This is a genomic window from Bradyrhizobium sp. Leo114 (assembly GCF_055229415.2).
Genome location: NZ_JBUYEN020000010.1, coordinates 182,467 through 199,218, shown reverse-complemented (window position 1 = coordinate 199,218; position 16,752 = coordinate 182,467). Strand labels below are relative to the sequence as shown.

The window sequence follows — 16,752 nt, the reverse complement described above, 5'->3', positions numbered from 1 at the left end:
ACTCTACTCCCCTACCCGATAAAGCGTCGGACAGTCTCAATGAATTTGCCGACCGAAATTGGTTTGGACAAATAGGCCTCGCATCCGCCCTCGCGGATGCGTTCCTCATCGCCCTTCATCGCGAACGCGGTGACCGCGACCACCGGGATCTTGCGCAGATCGGGATCATCCTTGATCCAGCGCGTGACTTCGAGCCCGGAGACCTGCGGAAGCTGGATGTCCATCAGGATCAGGTCGGGATGCAGCTTGCGGACCAGATCGAGCGCTTCGAAGCCGTTGCTCGTGCCGGAGGTCTGATAACCGTGCGCCTCCAGCAGGTCGCGAAAGAGCTTCATATTGAGCTCGTTGTCCTCCACGATCAGGACGGTCTTGGCCATCCCGTCCCTCCAAAGCCGTAGGAAACAGTCCCTGATACGGTACGTTCGATACCGCGCTCGGGCGCGTCGAAATGTAAAATCAAACTAGCGCCAGATTCGCTCAAACCCGTTAAGCCCGACGCTATCTTGTGTGGCGTGGTTTCCACTTGCTTGAACAGGTCCGAAAGACTCGGGCATGATGCGTCTCATTAGAGAACATAAGTTAACGGAAAGGCAAACCGGCCGTTGAAAAAGCCTGTTCAAAATCCCCGCGAAGTAGCTGAAATCGTTGCGGTTCAGGCACTGGGTTTCATTGCCGGCGACCCCGAAAGGCTGGGCCTGTTCCTGGCCGAGACGGGAATCGGCCCGGAGACGCTCCGCTCGGCCGCCTCCGATCCAAAGTTCCTTAGCTCGGTGCTCGATTTCGTGATGCGGGATGATGCGACCGTGCAGGCGTTTGCGAAGGCTTCCGAGCTGCACCCGACCAACATCGCCGCGGCCCACCAGGTCTTGAACGATCCCAAATGGGAACGCGACGTGCCGTGAGCGCTCCGCTCACGAGCAACGGCCCCCGCTGCTTCTGCCGGGATTGTCTCGGCGATCTCGACTTCAAGGCAAGGCGCTGCAGCCATTGCGGCTCGCCGCGCCTGGTTCGCCATGACGCCCTGCCCCGGCTTGCGCTGGCGCATATCGATTGCGACGCCTTCTACGCCACGGTCGAAAAACGCGACAATCCTGATCTCGCCGACAAGCCTGTCATCATCGGCGGCGGCAAACGCGGCGTGGTCTCGGCCGCCTGCTACGTCGCGCGGACTTTTGGCGTGCGCTCGGCCATGCCGATGTTCAAAGCGCTCGAGCTTTGCCCGTCGGCGACCGTGATCCCACCGGACATGGCGAAATATGTCCGCGTCGGCCGCGAGGTGCGCCACGCGATGCAGGCGCTGACGCCCCTGGTCGAGCCGTTGTCGATCGACGAGGCCTTCCTCGATCTCTCCGGTACTGAGCGCGTCCACGGCATGATCCCGGCGAAAGTGCTTGCGGGCTTTGCCCGCGACGTCGAGCGCAATATCGGCATCACGGTGTCGGTCGGGCTGTCCTGCAACAAGTTCCTGGCCAAGATCGCGTCCGACCTCGACAAGCCGCGTGGCTTCGCCACGCTCGACCAGGACGAAGCGCGCGAGATGCTCGCGGACAAGCCGGTCGGATTCATTTTCGGCGTCGGCCCTGCGACCCAGGAAAGGCTGATCCAGCGCGGTTTTCGCACCATCGCCGACCTGCAGCGCGCGGACGAGAACGAGCTGATGAAGCAGTTCGCCAGCGAAGGCCGAAGGCTATGGCGGCTTGCGCGCGGCATCGACGACCGCCGCGTGGTAGCCGATCGCGGCGCCAAGACGATCTCGAGCGAGACCACGTTCGAGAACGACATCCGCGATTTCGTCACGCTGGAAAGGCTGCTGTGGAGATTGTCCGAGAAGGTCTCGGCGCGGCTGAAGAACAGCGAGCTTGCAGGCTCCACCATCACCTTGAAGCTGAAGACCGCCGATTTCCGACCGCGCACCCGCTCGCAATCGATCGCGGCGCCAACCCAGCTCGCCGGAAAGATCTTTGCGGTGTCGCGCGAGATGCTGGCGAAGGAGATCGACGGCACCGCCTTCCGCCTGATGGGCGTCGGCGTCAGCGCGCTGCGGCCGGGATCGGCGGCCGACGACACCGACATGCTCGACCGACGCTCCGCCCATGCCGAGCGCGCAATGGATGACTTGCGCAAGAAGTTCGGAAATGCGGCGGTGATTAGGGGGATTTCTTACAAGGGGCCGGCGAAGGCGGAATAGGCCTCCATCGTCATGGCCGGGCTTGTCCCGGCCATCCACGCCTTCGCGGTGGCGGCAAGAACGTGGATGCCCGGGACAAGCCCGGGCATGACGGCAGAGTACGCCGCGAATAATACCTCACTTACACGGCTTCGAGTCCTTGACGTCGAACTTGCCCATCGCGCCTGATATCACGAAGTCATTGTAATCCAGCACCAGCGCACGGGAGACGCCGTTCTCATAGAGCTCGAACGACATCGCGTAGACCGGCGTCTGCTCGCCATCAACGGCCTTGGCGTCCCGGTCATAGTAGCTCACCGTCACCGGCCAGCGGGTCATCGCTTTCATCGCATCGTTCGTGCTCGAAGCATCGGGCGACGCCGGCGCGCGCTCGCCGGGGATCGGCTGTCCGATCACCGAAAGCGTGTTGTAGACCTTTTCGCCATTGTCGGAGCCGTCATAGACCGTGAGCTCGAGCACGCTCTTGCCCTCGCGCGCAGCAGTGATGATGTGCTGGATCTGCTCGGTCGGAAATACGACTTTGCCGTCGAGCTGAAAGGTCTTCGCCACCGGCTGCTTCAGCTTGACCGTGATGTGGTCGCCCACCCGCTCCGCCACGCCATCCACCGGCGCGGAATCGCCGTCGTTCATCCGCGTATCGATCTTGAACCGGTAGCTCTTGCCGGCGGCATCCTCCCAGGACGAAGAGCGCAGGTCGGAGAGCGTAACCTTGCCCTCGCCGCTGTCGAGCTCCGATACCTGGCGGAATTCGGATGTGTAGCCCTCGCAGGTGCTGCCGGAGAAATTGTAGAGGATGCGCCCGCGCACGCCGCTGATCGCGTTGGAACCACGCGACTTCACGAGATTGAGCTCGTAGAGCGCCTGATGCGACAGAAACGGCACCGTTCCGGCCGTCGCTGCTCCGTTGATGAATCCCGATCCTGCGGCTACGGCAATAGTCATCGCCAAAACGCGAGGCGGAATCCGGAACAGGCGGGCCATGTATATCCCTTTAGGAAACGGGCGATTCGTCACAATAGTGACGGCTCTATTGCGCCGCAACTGGGGCAGTTTCACAAAAAGGTAACGCCGAGGACGCGAGTGATGCGTTTTTCGGCATATTTCACCGGGGTTTACGCAGAAAGCGCCGTCCTTGACCGATCCGCGGCCGACTTGAAAGCGGCGGCGCGATGCGCGAAACAGTGCGCCCTGATTGTCACTGAACCGGGGACGGAAAACATGGCAGGTACGGTCGAACAGAAACTGGCGGCACAGGGCATCACCCTGCCCGAGCCCGCTGCTCCCGTGGCGAACTATGTCGGCTTCGTCCGGACCGGCAACCTGCTGTTCGTCTCCGGCCAGCTTTGCTTCGATGGCCAGGGCAAGCTGATCGCCAAGGGCAAGCTGGGCGCCGGCGTCACCCTCGAGCAGGGTCAGGCCGCCGCCCGCGGCTGCGCGATCAACCTGTTTGCGCAGATCAAGGCCGCGCTCGGCGACCTCGACAAGGTCGCGCGCGTGGTGCGGCTCGGCGGTTTCATCAATTCGACGCCCGACTTCCTGGACGCACCGAAGGTGCTGAACGGCGCCTCAGACCTGATGGTGGCCGCCTTCGGCGACAAGGGCCGGCACGCCCGCACCACCGTTGGCGTCGCTTCGCTGCCGGCGGACGCCGCTGTGGAAGTCGAAGGATTGTTCGAGGTCATCTGAGCGATGCGAGCTCCCGACTGGCTGACGGCACGGCCGGTCGCCCATCGCGGCCTGCATGATGCCGCGCGCGGCATCATCGAGAACATGCCGGCGGCGGCAGAGGCGGCCATCGCGGGCAATTTCACCATCGAGTGCGATATCCAGCTTACCGCCGACGGCGAGGCCATGGTGCATCACGACGATGCGCTCGGCCGGCTCACCGAGGGCTCGGGCCTCCTGCTCACCAAGACGGCGGCCGAACTGAAGACCGTCAGGTTCAAGGACACCGCGGAGCGCATGATGTCGCTCGGCGACCTCTGCGCGCTGGTTGCCGGCCGCGTGCCGCTCCTGGTCGAGGTGAAGAGCCATTTCGACGGCGACCGCAAATTGGTGAAGCGGATGGCCGAGGTGCTGAGCAGCTATGCCGGCCCCGTGGTCGGCATGTCCTTTGATCCGGACCAGGTGCTGGCGCTGCGCGAGATCATGCCAAGGCTTCACCGTGGCGTCACCGCCCAGCGCAATTATGACGACGGGTATTGGGCCAAGCTCACGCCGGCACAGCGCGACAGCATGCTGTACCTGCGCCACGGCTTTCGCACCGAGCCGCATTTCGTCGCCTTTTGGGTCGACCAGTTGCCGGCGCCCGCTCCCTGGATCGCCCGAAACCTGTTCGGCTGCCCGCTTCTGGCCTGGACCGTGCGCACGGCGGAGCAGCGGGCGAAAGCGGCACGCTATGCCGACCAGATGATCTTCGAAGGTTTCATGCCGGGAACCTGAGATGTGGCTGGCGGACTTGAAGTCGGCATTGCGATGCACGATCTTTCCAAGGCGCAGGTCACCATGGGCGATGGCCGCTCGCACAGGGGACCGGTTCAAATTCTCAATGGCCTCATCTGAAATCACCCTCGAAGCCGTTCCGTCCGTCAGCGACATCAAGGCTGCCGATTGGGACGCTTGTGCCAATCCGACGGTCGATCCCACCTCGCTCGACGCCCTCGACACGCTGGCTTTACCGAGTTCCGGAGGTCTTGCGTGCATCCGTGCAAGACCTTCCTATAACCCATTCGTTTCACATGCCTTTTTTGCAGCGTTGGAGGCCTCTGGCTCGGCCGTTGCGCGGACCGGCTGGGGGCCGCGGCATCTGCTGGCCAGGCTGGATGGCGAGATCGCCGGGATCGTCCCCTGCTATCTCAAGTCCCACTCGCAGGGCGAGTACGTTTTCGATCGCGGCTGGGCGGACGCCTACGAGCGCGCCGGCGGCCGGTATTATCCGAAGCTCCAGGTGTCGGTCCCCTTCACGCCGGCCACCGGGCCCCGCCTCCTGCTTCGCAACGGCATCCCCCGTGAGCAGATCAGGTCGGCGCTTGCCCATGGCCTGATGGCGCTGTGCGAGGCCACCGAGGCCTCCTCCGTGCACGTGACCTTCGCAGGCGAGGACGAAGCAAAGTTTCTGGGCGGACATGGTTTCCTGCAGCGGACCGACCAGCAGTTCCACTGGCACAATGCCGGCTTCAAGAGCTTCGACGATTTCCTCGCCACGCTGAATTCGCGCCACCGCAAGGCGATCAAGCGCGAGCGGCGCGAGGCGCTTGCGGCTGGTGTGACGATCCACTGGCTAACTGGCGAGGAGATCACCGAGGATGCGTGGGACGCGTTCTTCGACTTCTACATGGAGACCGGATCGCGCAAATGGGGCCGGCCGTACCTGAACCGGAAATTCTTCTCGCTGATCGGCCAGAGCATGGCCAAGGACGTGCTGCTGGTGATGGCCAAGCGCAATGGACGCTGGATTGCGGGCGCCATCAACTTCATCGGTTCGGACACGCTGTTCGGCCGCAACTGGGGCGCGATCGAGCACCATCCGTTCCTGCATTTCGAGGTCTGCTACTATCAGGCGATCGACTTCGCCATCCAGAACGGATTGAAGGTGGTCGAGGCCGGCGCGCAAGGCGAGCACAAGCTCGCACGCGGATATTTGCCGCAGACGACCTATTCCGCCCACTATATCGCGGACCCAGGTCTGCGCCGGGCGATCGCCGATTACCTCAAGCGCGAGCGCGCCTATGTCGCTGAGGTCGGCCGTGAGCTCACTGACGCTGGCCCGTTCCGCAAGGGCGGCGACGAGGCTTGAGCTTTCTGCTAGGACCCGAGAACTTCTGATGTGAGGAACCGCCATGCCCGCCTATGACCCCCAAAATCCCTTCGCAAAGATCCTGCGCGGCGAATTCCCCTGCTACAAGGTCTACGAAAATGAGTACGTGCTGGCCTTCCTCGACATCATGCCGCGCTCGCCCGGCCATACGCTCGTGATCCCGAAGGCCCCTGCCCGCAACATCCTCGACATCTCGCCCGACGATTACGCCCATGTCGCGCGCGCCGCCCACAAGATCGCCGCAGCGGCCATGAAAGCCTTTCAGGCCGACGGCATCACCGTGCAGCAGTTCAACGAGCCAGCCGGCGGCCAGGTCGTCTTCCACCTCCACATGCATGTGATGCCGCGCCAGGACGGCGTCGCGCTGTTGCCGCCTGCAAGCCGCAAGGAGGATGCGAAGGTGCTGGAGGACAATGCGACCAAGCTGATCGCCGCGCTGGGGTAACGGCTCTCTCCACTCGTCATTCCGGGATGCGCCGTCAGGCGCAGGCCCGGAATCCATTGGACCCCATGCGCTGCGGCGAAATGGATTCCGGGCTCGCGCTGCGCGCGCCCCGGAATGACGAGCGGGACGAGAAAATCACTCCGTCTCGAAATCGCCGGGCTGTGGCGGCGCGAGCGGGGTGAATTCGCAGCGGTCGGGCTTGACGTCGAGCAGCGGCGTCTCGTCGAGACAGTCCAATCCGCGCACCAGGATGACGTTGCCCTCGACGCCGACCAGCTTCACGATCGAGGTCGCGATCGGGTTCGGTCGCACCGGGGAGCGAAGCGAGAAGGCGCCGCGGGTCTTGCCGTTGCTCTTCGGGCTCTGCAGCACGAGGTCGCGGCGCGACTGGTGCAGCCAGTAGAGCACTTCGAGATTTTCGTAGAAATCGACGCCCTTGATGGCGGGCACCCAGGGCTCGAAAATCTCCAGACGACAGACGGGCCCGTCCTGGCGGCCTTGGCGCGGCGTCGTCAGCCGCGAGGTCCAGGGCGTGCGGATGCGGCCGATGAAGATCAGGCCGGCGTCCTGCGTCGGCGGCATCTCGACGGCGGCTTCGCCCGGGCGTATCTCACCTTCTCGAACCATGTCTCAATCCACAGATAGCTGCTTGCCGATCGACAGTAACGCATTGCGCGGCGGCTGCAATCAGCCGAGCCACCATTGGCCGCCGACCAGGATCACTTCGCCGATTGCAACGCCTGCGAAGATCGACCTCCGCGACAGCATGAACGCGGCAAAGCCTGCGGCCACGGCGCCATAGCGCAATAGGGCCGGAACGCTTGCGAGCGCGCCGGGCGGCTGCACCACGATCTGCGCGATGACGCCGGCAAGAATTGCGGTCGCGACAGCCCTCACCCACACAAGAAGCTCCGAGCCCTCGTGGAGCCCGCCGCCGAACCACAGGCCCAGCATCCGCCAGATCTGGTTCGGGATCACGCCGGCCACGAACAAGACCACGAGCGCGTGCCAGTCGCCGATGAAGGTGCTCATGCGATCGCCTTTGCCCTTGCCCGGTGCACGCCATAGGCGATGGTGCCGGCGACGACGCCACTGACCAGGATGTCGAGGCCGCTGTTGAGCAGCGTCGCCAATGGATACAGTGCCAGTCCGAGCGCGAGCGCGATGCCGTCGGCCAATTCGCGGCAATTGCGCGCGGTCGAGAACAGGAACGCCAGGGGCGTCAGCATCAGGATCGCCGCGGCGAAGAGCTGCGAAAGATTGGCCGCCAGCAAATAGCCGATCGTGTTGGCCACCACTGAGAGAAAGACCAATCCGCAGCCGAGCCCATGAATGAAGGCGATGCGGCGCTCCCGCGGCACCTGTGGCAGAAAGCGATGGCATTCGACCCACAGCGTCACCGCGGTGAGATGCGCCACCAGGATCAGGTGCCGCCGTTTTGTCTTTGGCGTCCGCATCATTGGCAAGACTGACACCACCATCGGAAACAGGCGGATGGCGCTGACGCTCACCGCAATCGCCGACTGCAGGATGGTCGCGCCGGAGCCCAGCGTCGACACCAGGATGATCTGCGCCGGTCCAGCCCAGACAAACACCGTGCTCGCGAGCGTCCAGGCCAGCGAGAAATGCGTGTCATGCGCCAGCGCCCCGATGCCGAGATAGGTCGCGAACAGCACCAGCGCCAGGATGGTCGAGCCGACCGACCGCACGCCCCAGAAGAAGGCGCGGAACGAGCTGTGCCATTGCGGAGAATCAAGCGGAGGAAGCGCCACGGAGGACCGGAGAGAGGTTTGAATTGAGCGGCATAGGGCTGATGAAGCCGGGCCACGTCAAGCAAGCGGGTATCAGGGCTGGCATGCAGCCGCGCCCCAACATCATTGCGAGCCACCGGGTCGGCGCGTAGCGCCGCCCGATGACAGGCTCCGCGAAGCAATCCATGCCGCCGCTTGCGGAGAGATGGATTGCTTCGTCGCTTTCGCTCCTCGCAATGACGAATCTTGCCCGCTCACACCCTGTTCCGTAACACAAAACAGGCGCCGCCGGCTTTGCGGATGCGGTTACAGAGATTGTCGGCCTCGGGCCGCGTGTCGGCGCCGATGCGCACCTGATAGAAGGTGGCGGTCCCGCGCGTGCGCAGGGGTGCGCTGAACAGGCTCGGGTCCTGATCACCGATCACGGCGCTCAGGCTCTTCATCGCGCGCGCATACATCGCGAGCGCCTTGTCGCGGTTGAAGCCAGCGGCAAGCTGAACGCCCCAGACCTTTGCAGCGGCGAGCGTAACGTGCCGTTCAAGGCCGGCAACGAACGGGTTCGGCGCGCGCTTCAAGAGCGCCATCAATTCGCGGCAGCTCGAGGTCTGCGGGCGTGTGGGCACCTTGCCATTGCGGGCGGCGGACGCCCATTCGTCGACGCTGGAGCCGGTGATCGCGTATACATAGTTGCGCGTTTCCTGCGGCATGTAGCCGGTGCCGGCGAGCCAGTCCTGCACGCGGCGCGGACCGGCATTGTAGGCTGCGGCGGCAAGGCCGAGATTGCCGAACTGGCTGCGAAGCTCGCTGAGGAATTCGGCCGACTTCGGCAGCGCCTGCACGGGATTGAAGGGATCGAGCAGGCCGCGCTCGTTCGCCGTTCCCGGCATGAACTGCGCGATGCCCTGCGCGCGCTGGCCGTTCCGCGTCATCGGGCCCACCGCATCGGGCTGAAACCGGCTCTCCTGCCAGATCACGCGGGCAAAGAATTCGAGCGGCAGATCGTTCGCCCGTGCAGCAGATTCGATCATCAGGCACATCGCCTCCCGCGCCTCGCTCTCGCGCGCGGTCTCAGACTTTTCCGGGGGTTGCGCGAGTTCCTCGACGCTCGGGTGCACGACGCGGCTGTCAGGCTCCTCGGCCGCCGCCGGTGCCAGCCACAGCAAGATCGCGAAAGCGGCACTGAAATGCGGGATTATTCGCATCATCTCAGACCTGACAAATCAGTCCTTGACTTAGGCGGCGGGCCAACTAGCAAACTTGGGCATTATCAACGCCCCAGGGCCGAAATGCGCACAATCTATTTTGATCTCGACGGCACGTTGACCAATCCCAAGCCCGGGATCACCCGTTCGATCCAATATGCCCTCGAGCGACTGGGCCAGGCGATCCCAAGCGAAGACGAATTGACCTGGTGCATCGGCCCTCCCCTGCACGCGAGCTTGAAGAAACTGGTCGGCAGCGATGCGCTCGCAGATCGGGCGTTGACACTTTATCGCGAGCGGTTCGCCGATATCGGTCTGTTCGAGAACGAGACCTATCACGGCATCCAGGAGACGCTGTCCGCGCTGGCCGCCTCGCATCCGCGCATGTTCATCGCCACCAGCAAGCCCGCGGTCTATGCCGAGCGGATCATCGACCATTTCGGCCTGCGTCCCTATTTCGAACAGGTGTTCGGCTCGGAGCTCGACGGCACGCGCACCGACAAGACCGAGCTGCTGCGGCATGCGCTCGATACGGCGAAGGTGGATCCGACGCAGGCGATCATGATCGGCGACCGCAGCCACGATATCGTCGGCGCGCGGAGCAACGGCATGACGGCCATCGGCGTCCTCTACGGCTATGGCAGCGAAGAGGAGCTGAAGGGCGCCGGCGCACATCATATCTGCGCGACCCATCCGAATTTGCTCGACCATTGCCTGTCGCTTCCGGCTTGATCACTCGGAGCACACGAGATGACAACAACGTCCGACCAGCAGCTCGACTTCGCACCCGACGACGATGCGCCGATCGGCTATATGAAACGCACGCGCGACTACTATGCGGCCATCGGCTACACGACGCCCTACCGCTGGGCGCATTACACCAGCGCGCCGTTCCAGCCGCTGCGCAAGTCGCTCGCCGAATCCCGCGTCGCCATCATCACCACGGCGGCGCCGTTCGATCCCGCCAAGGGCGATCAGGGACCGGGGGCGAAATATAACGGCGGCGCCAAGTTTTATCAGGTCTATGACGGCGACACATCGAAGCAGCACGATCTGCGCATTTCCCATATCGCCTATGACCGCGTGCACAGCTCGGCCGAGGACAGCGGCACCTGGTTCCCGTTGCCGCAATTGCGGCGGCTGGCGCAGGAAGGACGGATCGGCGAGATCGCGCCGCGCTTCTTCGGCGCGCCCACCAACCGCAGCCACCGCGTCACCATTGAGACCGATGCGCCGGACATCCTGGCGCGCTGCCGCGCTGATGGCGTCGATGCCGCGGTGCTTGTGCCGAATTGCCCGGTGTGCCACCAGACCGTCAGCCTGGTGGCACGGCATCTCGAAGCGAACGGCATTTCGACCGTCGTGATGGGCTGCGCGAAGGATATCGTCGAGCACGCCGCCGTGCCGCGCTTCCTGTTCAGCGATTTCCCGCTCGGCAATTCAGCCGGCAAGCCGCAGGACCCGGCTTCGCAGGCATTCACGTTCGAACTCGCGCTGCGTGTGCTTGAGTCCGCGCCGGGACCGCAGACCACGGTGCAATCGCCGCTGCGCTGGAGCGCCGATCCTTCCTGGAAGCGCGACTACAGCAACGCCGATGCGCTGAGCGCCGAGGAACTGGCGCGGCTTCGTCGCGATTTCGACGCGCAGAAGGAAATCGCGAAGGGTATTCGCGAGAGCGCGGCGTAATCCCGACATGAAAAAGGCCGGCTTTGCAGCCGGCCTTTTTAGTATCGATCAGAACGCTGTCAGACCTTCACCAGCGGCCCGCGCGCCGGCCCCTTGGAGCCGCCGCCGCCATTGGGACCGCCCGGCTTCGGCTTGCGCTTGCGGGCGCCTGGGAGCTTCTCCGGCTTCGGCGTGACCGGGCCTTCGACGAACTCGAAGCCGATCTTGTCTTTGCCGGTCGCCTCGTCCTTGACCAGGATGACACGGACATGGCCGCCGCCCTTGAGATGACCGAACAGCACTTCATCGGCCAGCGGCTTCTTGATGTGCTCCTGGATCACCCGCGCCATCGGGCGGGCACCCATCTGCTCATCATAGCCGTTCTCGATCAGCCAGGCCTTTGCGGGCTCGGACAGTTCGATGGTGACGTCGCGGTCCGCAAGCTGCGCCTCGAGCTGAAGCACGAACTTCTCGACCACCATGCCGATCACGTCGGCATTAAGATGCGCAAAGGAGACGATCGCATCCAGCCGGTTGCGGAATTCCGGCGCGAACTGGCGATTGATCGCCTCGTGGTCGTCGCCTTCCCGCTTGCTGCGGGTGAAACCGAAGGCCTGCCTGGCGAGATCCGCCGCGCCGGCATTCGTGGTCATGATCAGGATCACGTTGCGGAAGTTGACCTGCTTGCCGTTATGGTCGGTCAGCCTGCCGTGATCCATGATCTGCAGCAACACGTTGTAGAGATCCGGATGCGCCTTCTCGATTTCGTCGAGCAGCACCACGCAATGCGGATGCTGGTCCACGCCGTCGGTCAAGAGGCCGCCCTGGTCGAAGCCGACATAGCCGGGAGGTGCACCGATCAGGCGCGACACCGTGTGCCGCTCCATGTACTCGGACATGTCGAAGCGCAGCAGCTCGACGCCGAGCGACGCCGCAAGCTGTTTTGCCACCTCGGTCTTGCCGACGCCGGTCGGGCCCGAGAACAGGTAGCAGCCGATCGGCTTTTCCGGTTCGCGCAAGCCGGCACGCGCCAGCTTGATCGAGGCCGATAGCGACTCGATCGCCTTGTCCTGACCGAACACCACGCGCTTCAGGGTCTGCTCAAGGTGCTTCAGCACCTCGGCATCGTCCTTCGACACGCTCTTGGGCGGAATCCGCGCCATGGTCGCGATCGTGGTCTCGATCTCCTTGATGCCGATCGTCTTCTTGCGCTTGTTCTCGGCGACCAGCATCTGCGCCGCACCGGACTCGTCGATCACGTCGATCGCCTTGTCAGGCAATTTGCGATCGTGGATGTACCGCGACGAAAGCTGCACCGCCGCCTCGATCGCCTCATTGGTGTATTTCAGCCGATGGTAATCCTCGAAATAGGGCTTGAGGCCCTTGAGGATCGCAATCGCGTCTTCCACCGTCGGCTCGTTGACGTCGATCTTCTGGAACCGGCGCACCAGGGCGCGGTCCTTCTCGAAATGCTGGCGGTATTCCTTGTAGGTCGTCGAGCCCATGCAGCGGATGGTGCCCGAAGCCAACGCGGGCTTGAGTAGGTTGGACGCATCCATCGCGCCGCCCGACGTGGCGCCGGCGCCGATCACGGTATGGATTTCGTCGATGAACAGGATCGCGTTCGGGTGCGCCTCGAGTTCCTTCAGCACCTGCTTCAGGCGCTCCTCGAAATCACCGCGATAGCGCGTACCGGCAAGCAGCGTTCCCATGTCCAGCGAGAACACGGTGGCCGCGGCCAGCACTTCCGGCACTTCGCTGTCGACGATGCGCTTGGCCAGTCCCTCCGCGATCGCGGTCTTGCCGACGCCGGCTTCGCCGACGAACAGCGGATTGTTCTTCTGCCGGCGGCACAGCACCTGGATCGCGCGGCTGATCTCGGCATTGCGCCCGATCACCGGATCGATCTTGCCGTCACGCGCCTTCTTGTTGAGGTTGACGCAATAGGTCTCGAGCGCCTCGCCCTTCTTCTTGGCGTCCTCATTGCCCTTGGCCTCGGTCTCCTCGTCGACGCCGCGCACCGGCCGCGCCTCGGAGACGCCCGGCCGCTTGGCGATGCCGTGGCTGATGTAGTTGACCGCGTCGTAGCGCGTCATGTCCTGCTCTTGCAGGAAATAGGCAGCGTGGCTTTCGCGCTCGGCGAAGATCGCGATCAGCACATTGGCGCCGGTCACTTCTTCGCGACCCGAGGACTGCACATGGATCACCGCGCGCTGGATCACGCGCTGGAAACCGGCGGTCGGCTTCGCGTCATCGGCGCCATCAGTCACAAGGTTTTCGAATTCGGTCTCAAGATAGTTGACGAGACTGGTCCTGAGCTTGTCGAGATCAACGCTGCAGGCCCGCATCACCGCGGCCGCATCCGAGTCATCGATCAGCGACAGCAGAAGGTGTTCAAGCGTCGCGTATTGATGGTGACGCTCGTTTGCAATCGCCAATGCACGATGCAGGGATTGTTCAAGGCTTTGGGAAAAAGTAGGCATTCGCTTCCTCTGTGGCCCCCGGCCATCATGATCGCCATTGCCCGGTCAGGCAACAACAACCTTCGTCATCCCCTGTCATATAGTCACGCACGATCGTGGCGAAAGCCCGGCTTCGCGCAGCGGTCAGCCAATCGAGCAAAGGCGCCGCGACCGAGAGCCACATCCCTCCAGTCAGCGGGAACATCATCCGCTTCCATCGGGCAAAGCGCGCTTCCGTCAGGCGAATTAAATGCAAGACCCGTTCCGCTTCGTGGCGGGTCTGCTCGACGTTGGGCCCGCGTTACTTCTTTTCCATCACACATTGCAGCGGATGCTGGTGCTTCCGCGCAAAATCCATCACCTGGGTCACCTTGGTCTCGGCGATCTCATAGGTGAAAACCCCGCACTCCCCGATGCCATGGTGGTGGACGTGTAGCATGATCTTGGTCGCCGCTTCCGCGTCCTTGTTGAAGAACTTCTCTAAGACATGAACGACGAACTCCATCGGAGTGTAGTCATCGTTCAAGATCAGGACGCGGTACAAATTCGGGCGCTTGGTCTTCGGCTTGACCTTGGTAATGACCGAAGTGGACGGACCTCCGGTGGCCCCCCCACTACGGCCCTCATCGTTGCTCATCCGGGGCGCTGATGGCGCGGCAAGCGCCGATATGGGCGAATTGGTTGCAAAAACTGTCTGCGACATGGCTCAGGCGTTCGACATCCCCAAAGGAAACACGCAACGCACTTGGAGGTTGCGCAACGCCGAAAACAGTCGTCACGGAACTTCCAGCACGCTCGAGAGATCGCCGTTTCCCGGTCCGATCCTTTGCTGGATCGGCAAAAGGCAATATGGGCCCGGCTTTGTCCCGCTGCAAGCACAGATGCGTGGCTCACACGGGGCCGGCCGGCCCGACTCCCGGGTCTCGACGCTCATGCGAAGGTTAATCGTTTCTGGCGGGTTTGACAAAGGAAGCCGACTACTCGTTTAGCGACCATTGACAATAGGTCCGCTTTCGTCCCCGTCGTTCGGCTTTTGCCTTGGCTTTGACCCGTTTTTATGAGGACCGGTTTACCACCTATTTAGCGGCGCACTGAGAAATGGCGGCACCAACCAGATTGCGGTGAACGCCATGTCCGTTACAGCCATTTTCGACCGCCTTCGTACAGCGGCCCGCCGGTTCGCCGGCGCGGATCAAGGCAATATAGCGGTAATTTTTGCCTTGGCTGCGGTTCCGATCATCACCCTCGTCGGTGCCGCGATCGACTATTCCCGCGCCAACAGCGCCCGCTCCTCGATGCAGGCGGCGCTCGACTCGACGGCGCTGATGGTGGCGAAAGATCTGACCGACGGCAGGATATCGACCTCGGACGTCACCACGGCGGCGCGGAAATATTTCGCCGCGCTCTACACTAACCCCGATGCCCAATCGGTGACGATCAACGCGAGTTATACGCAGAATACCGGAAACGGCTCGACCATCAAGGTCGATGGCTCCGGCAGCGTGAATACCGAATTCTTGAAGTTCGCGAGCCTTGACACTCTCGGCTTCAACCTCAGCTCCACCTCTCTCTGGGGCACGGTTCGGATGCGGGTTGCGCTGGTACTCGACGTGACCGGTTCGATGCAGAACGACGGCAAGATGGCCGCCCTGAAGCCTGCCGCAAAGGCCCTGATCGATCAGCTCGCTGCGCTCGCAAAGAATCCAGGCGATGTCTACATCTCGCTCGTTCCGTTCGCCAAGGAGGTCAACGCCGGTCCCGGCAACTACAATCAACCCTGGATCAACTGGAGCGAGTGGGATGCGGTCAATGGGACCTGCAGCAACACCTCCTATAAGAACAGCAGCAGTTGCACCGCCGCCGGCAAGACCTGGAAGACGAACAATCACACCACCTGGAACGGCTGCGTGACGGACCGCGACCAGGACTACGATACGCTGAATACCACACCAACCATCAACACTTCTCTCCCGTCCACTCGGTTCTACGCCGATCAGTATGACGCATGCCCGCCCCAACTGATGCCACTCACCTATGATTTTGCCGCCCTGAAGAACAAGGTCGATTCCCTCGTACCCAATGGCGGCACCAATCAGCCGATCGGAATCGCGTGGGGATGGCAGTCCCTCACCCAAGGCGCGCCGCTCAATGCACCCGCCGAGGATCCCAACTACACCTATCAGAAGGTCCTGATCGTGATGTCCGACGGTCTGAACACCCAGGACCGCTGGCCATCATACGGAAACGGCCAAGTCCAATTTAATGGCCAGATCGACGCCCGCCAGCGCATTCAGTGCGACAACATCAAGGGTCAGGGCATCACCATCTATACGATGCACGTGAATACCAGTGGTGATCCAACATCCCAAATTCTGAAGTACTGTGCCAGCAGCTCAGACAAATTCTCAACCGTGACGTCCTCAACCCAGATCATGACGGCCTTCACTTCGATCGGGAACTCGCTGTCCAAGCTGCGTGTCGCGCGGTAGCTACCGTCCCCTCGACGAACAGAAAAGCCCGGCCAAAGGCCGGGCTTTTCGTTTGGAAACTAAGGCAGCGCCGATTAATGCGTCGGGTTGAATCTAGCGACCAGGCCCTCGAACGGCTTGAAAGTCTGCTTGGCGCAGTCGCTGTAGAGGCCGGCGATCTTCTGCGATTCGGCAACGAAGGTCTCGTAGGCCGAGCGGGCATACTCGGTCTGGGCTTCCAGCGCTTTCTCGAGCGACTTCACGCCGGACAGCTTTTCCACAAACGACTTGGTGTCCTCGAACGACTTCTTCGCGTAGTCGCCATAGGCGGTCGCGATCGCCTGGACGCCGCTCTGCAGATTGTTCGCCGAAGCTGTGATCGTCTCAATCTGCTCTTTTCCATAGTTCTGAATGTCTTCAACCTTGACCATTGGAATCCTTTCCCAAGACTTTTTGCGCAAACCCATTGTCGGCACGGAGCCGACTCCCCGAACGCGCCGTCAAACTAGTGCGGCGCACAATCAAGTCAAGCGATATTGTGCATTGCACAAATTGTTCGAATTTGCCGAAAACCCCGGGTCTTTACGCAACGCTTAATTAAGCTTTTGGAAACTCGGCAGGCCTAACCTTGATTCCCGAACGGGTTCATCTTCCGACAAGCAGCCTGAAAACTGTTTGTGAACAGCATCTTAGCCAGAACAGCGACCCTTGCCGGCCGATGCAACCGGAGCCTCGTTTCCGGAAGCCATCGTCG

Annotated in this window: 18 protein-coding genes; 9 read left to right on the top strand and 9 right to left on the bottom strand. The window is 62.6% G+C overall.

Going from position 1 to position 16,752, the window contains the following annotated elements; translation table 11 throughout:
* Positions 1 to 11: 11 nt before the first annotated feature.
* Positions 12 to 377: a response regulator gene (locus tag ACZIRK_RS14985; protein WP_027581229.1), complete on the bottom strand. Its 366-nt coding sequence runs from the start codon at positions 375 to 377 to the stop codon at positions 12 to 14.
* Between the two features lie 225 nt (positions 378 to 602).
* Here ACZIRK_RS14985 and ACZIRK_RS14980 point away from each other — a divergent pair, with 225 nt between their 5' ends.
* Together ACZIRK_RS14980 and ACZIRK_RS14975 are read left to right on the top strand one after the other, a co-directional pair.
* Positions 603 to 902, top strand: coding sequence for a DUF3572 domain-containing protein (locus tag ACZIRK_RS14980; protein ID WP_028163956.1), 300 nt, complete (start codon positions 603 to 605; stop codon positions 900 to 902).
* Positions 881 to 2,188: a DNA polymerase IV gene (locus ACZIRK_RS14975; protein ID WP_130228729.1), complete on the top strand. Its 1,308-nt coding sequence runs from the start codon at positions 881 to 883 to the stop codon at positions 2,186 to 2,188. The genes ACZIRK_RS14980 and ACZIRK_RS14975 overlap by 22 nt, the downstream gene beginning before the upstream one ends.
* Positions 2,189 to 2,305: 117 nt before the next feature.
* Here the strand turns inward: ACZIRK_RS14975 and ACZIRK_RS14970 are convergent, their stop codons facing one another.
* A complete protein-coding gene (locus ACZIRK_RS14970) occupies positions 2,306 to 3,169 on the bottom strand; it encodes a cell envelope integrity EipB family protein (RefSeq protein ID WP_207231103.1) in 864 nt (287 codons plus the stop codon).
* A gap of 237 nt (positions 3,170 to 3,406) precedes the next feature.
* On the opposite strand from ACZIRK_RS14970, the gene ACZIRK_RS14965 reads away from it, so the two are divergent.
* From ACZIRK_RS14965 to ACZIRK_RS14950, 4 genes are all read left to right on the top strand, one after another.
* Entirely contained in the window at positions 3,407 to 3,874 is a 468-nt protein-coding gene (locus tag ACZIRK_RS14965; protein WP_130228743.1) for a RidA family protein, read from the top strand.
* Between the two features lie 3 nt (positions 3,875 to 3,877).
* Positions 3,878 to 4,630, top strand: coding sequence for a glycerophosphodiester phosphodiesterase family protein (locus tag ACZIRK_RS14960; protein WP_130228731.1), 753 nt, complete (start codon positions 3,878 to 3,880; stop codon positions 4,628 to 4,630).
* A gap of 106 nt (positions 4,631 to 4,736) precedes the next feature.
* Positions 4,737 to 5,984 (top strand): GNAT family N-acetyltransferase, encoded by a 1,248-nt coding sequence (locus tag ACZIRK_RS14955; protein WP_463327598.1) that lies wholly within the window; start codon positions 4,737 to 4,739, stop codon positions 5,982 to 5,984.
* 43 nt (positions 5,985 to 6,027) lie between these two features.
* Positions 6,028 to 6,450, top strand: coding sequence for an HIT domain-containing protein (locus ACZIRK_RS14950; RefSeq protein ID WP_130228733.1), 423 nt, complete (start codon positions 6,028 to 6,030; stop codon positions 6,448 to 6,450).
* Positions 6,451 to 6,585: 135 nt separating this feature from the next.
* On the opposite strand, the gene tsaA is transcribed toward ACZIRK_RS14950, so the two are convergent.
* From tsaA to ACZIRK_RS14930, 4 genes are all read right to left on the bottom strand, one after another.
* Positions 6,586 to 7,077: a tRNA (N6-threonylcarbamoyladenosine(37)-N6)-methyltransferase TrmO gene (tsaA, locus tag ACZIRK_RS14945; RefSeq protein ID WP_130228734.1), complete on the bottom strand. Its 492-nt coding sequence runs from the start codon at positions 7,075 to 7,077 to the stop codon at positions 6,586 to 6,588.
* A 60-nt stretch (positions 7,078 to 7,137) separates the two neighbouring features.
* Positions 7,138 to 7,482, bottom strand: a complete 345-nt coding sequence (locus ACZIRK_RS14940) for an AzlD domain-containing protein (protein ID WP_130228735.1) — start codon at positions 7,480 to 7,482, stop codon at positions 7,138 to 7,140.
* Positions 7,479 to 8,222 (bottom strand): AzlC family ABC transporter permease, encoded by a 744-nt coding sequence (locus tag ACZIRK_RS14935; protein WP_130228736.1) that lies wholly within the window; start codon positions 8,220 to 8,222, stop codon positions 7,479 to 7,481. Before ACZIRK_RS14935 ends, ACZIRK_RS14940 begins: the two co-directional genes overlap by 4 nt.
* A gap of 233 nt (positions 8,223 to 8,455) precedes the next feature.
* A complete protein-coding gene (locus tag ACZIRK_RS14930; protein ID WP_463327607.1) occupies positions 8,456 to 9,403 on the bottom strand; it encodes a transglycosylase SLT domain-containing protein in 948 nt (315 codons plus the stop codon).
* 84 nt (positions 9,404 to 9,487) lie between these two features.
* Between ACZIRK_RS14930 and ACZIRK_RS14925 the strand changes: the two genes are divergently transcribed.
* On the top strand, positions 9,488 to 10,135 hold the full coding sequence (locus tag ACZIRK_RS14925) for an HAD family hydrolase (protein WP_028163967.1): 648 nt from the start codon (positions 9,488 to 9,490) through the stop codon (positions 10,133 to 10,135).
* 18 nt (positions 10,136 to 10,153) lie between these two features.
* On the top strand, positions 10,154 to 11,089 hold the full coding sequence (locus ACZIRK_RS14920) for a glycine/sarcosine/betaine reductase selenoprotein B family protein (protein WP_130228738.1): 936 nt from the start codon (positions 10,154 to 10,156) through the stop codon (positions 11,087 to 11,089).
* Positions 11,090 to 11,148: 59 nt separating this feature from the next.
* Here ACZIRK_RS14920 and clpA read toward each other — a convergent pair whose 3' ends face one another.
* Together clpA and clpS are read right to left on the bottom strand one after the other, a co-directional pair.
* Positions 11,149 to 13,551, bottom strand: a complete 2,403-nt coding sequence (gene clpA / locus ACZIRK_RS14915) for an ATP-dependent Clp protease ATP-binding subunit ClpA (RefSeq protein WP_130228739.1) — start codon at positions 13,549 to 13,551, stop codon at positions 11,149 to 11,151.
* 280 nt (positions 13,552 to 13,831) lie between these two features.
* Positions 13,832 to 14,167, bottom strand: a complete 336-nt coding sequence (gene clpS, locus ACZIRK_RS14910; protein ID WP_165435454.1) for an ATP-dependent Clp protease adapter ClpS — start codon at positions 14,165 to 14,167, stop codon at positions 13,832 to 13,834.
* 493 nt (positions 14,168 to 14,660) lie between these two features.
* On the opposite strand from clpS, the gene ACZIRK_RS14905 reads away from it, so the two are divergent.
* A complete protein-coding gene (locus tag ACZIRK_RS14905; protein ID WP_130228741.1) occupies positions 14,661 to 16,019 on the top strand; it encodes a TadE/TadG family type IV pilus assembly protein in 1,359 nt (452 codons plus the stop codon).
* 74 nt (positions 16,020 to 16,093) lie between these two features.
* Here ACZIRK_RS14905 and ACZIRK_RS14900 read toward each other — a convergent pair whose 3' ends face one another.
* Positions 16,094 to 16,429: a phasin family protein gene (locus tag ACZIRK_RS14900; protein ID WP_028163972.1), complete on the bottom strand. Its 336-nt coding sequence runs from the start codon at positions 16,427 to 16,429 to the stop codon at positions 16,094 to 16,096.
* Positions 16,430 to 16,752 lie beyond the last annotated feature (323 nt).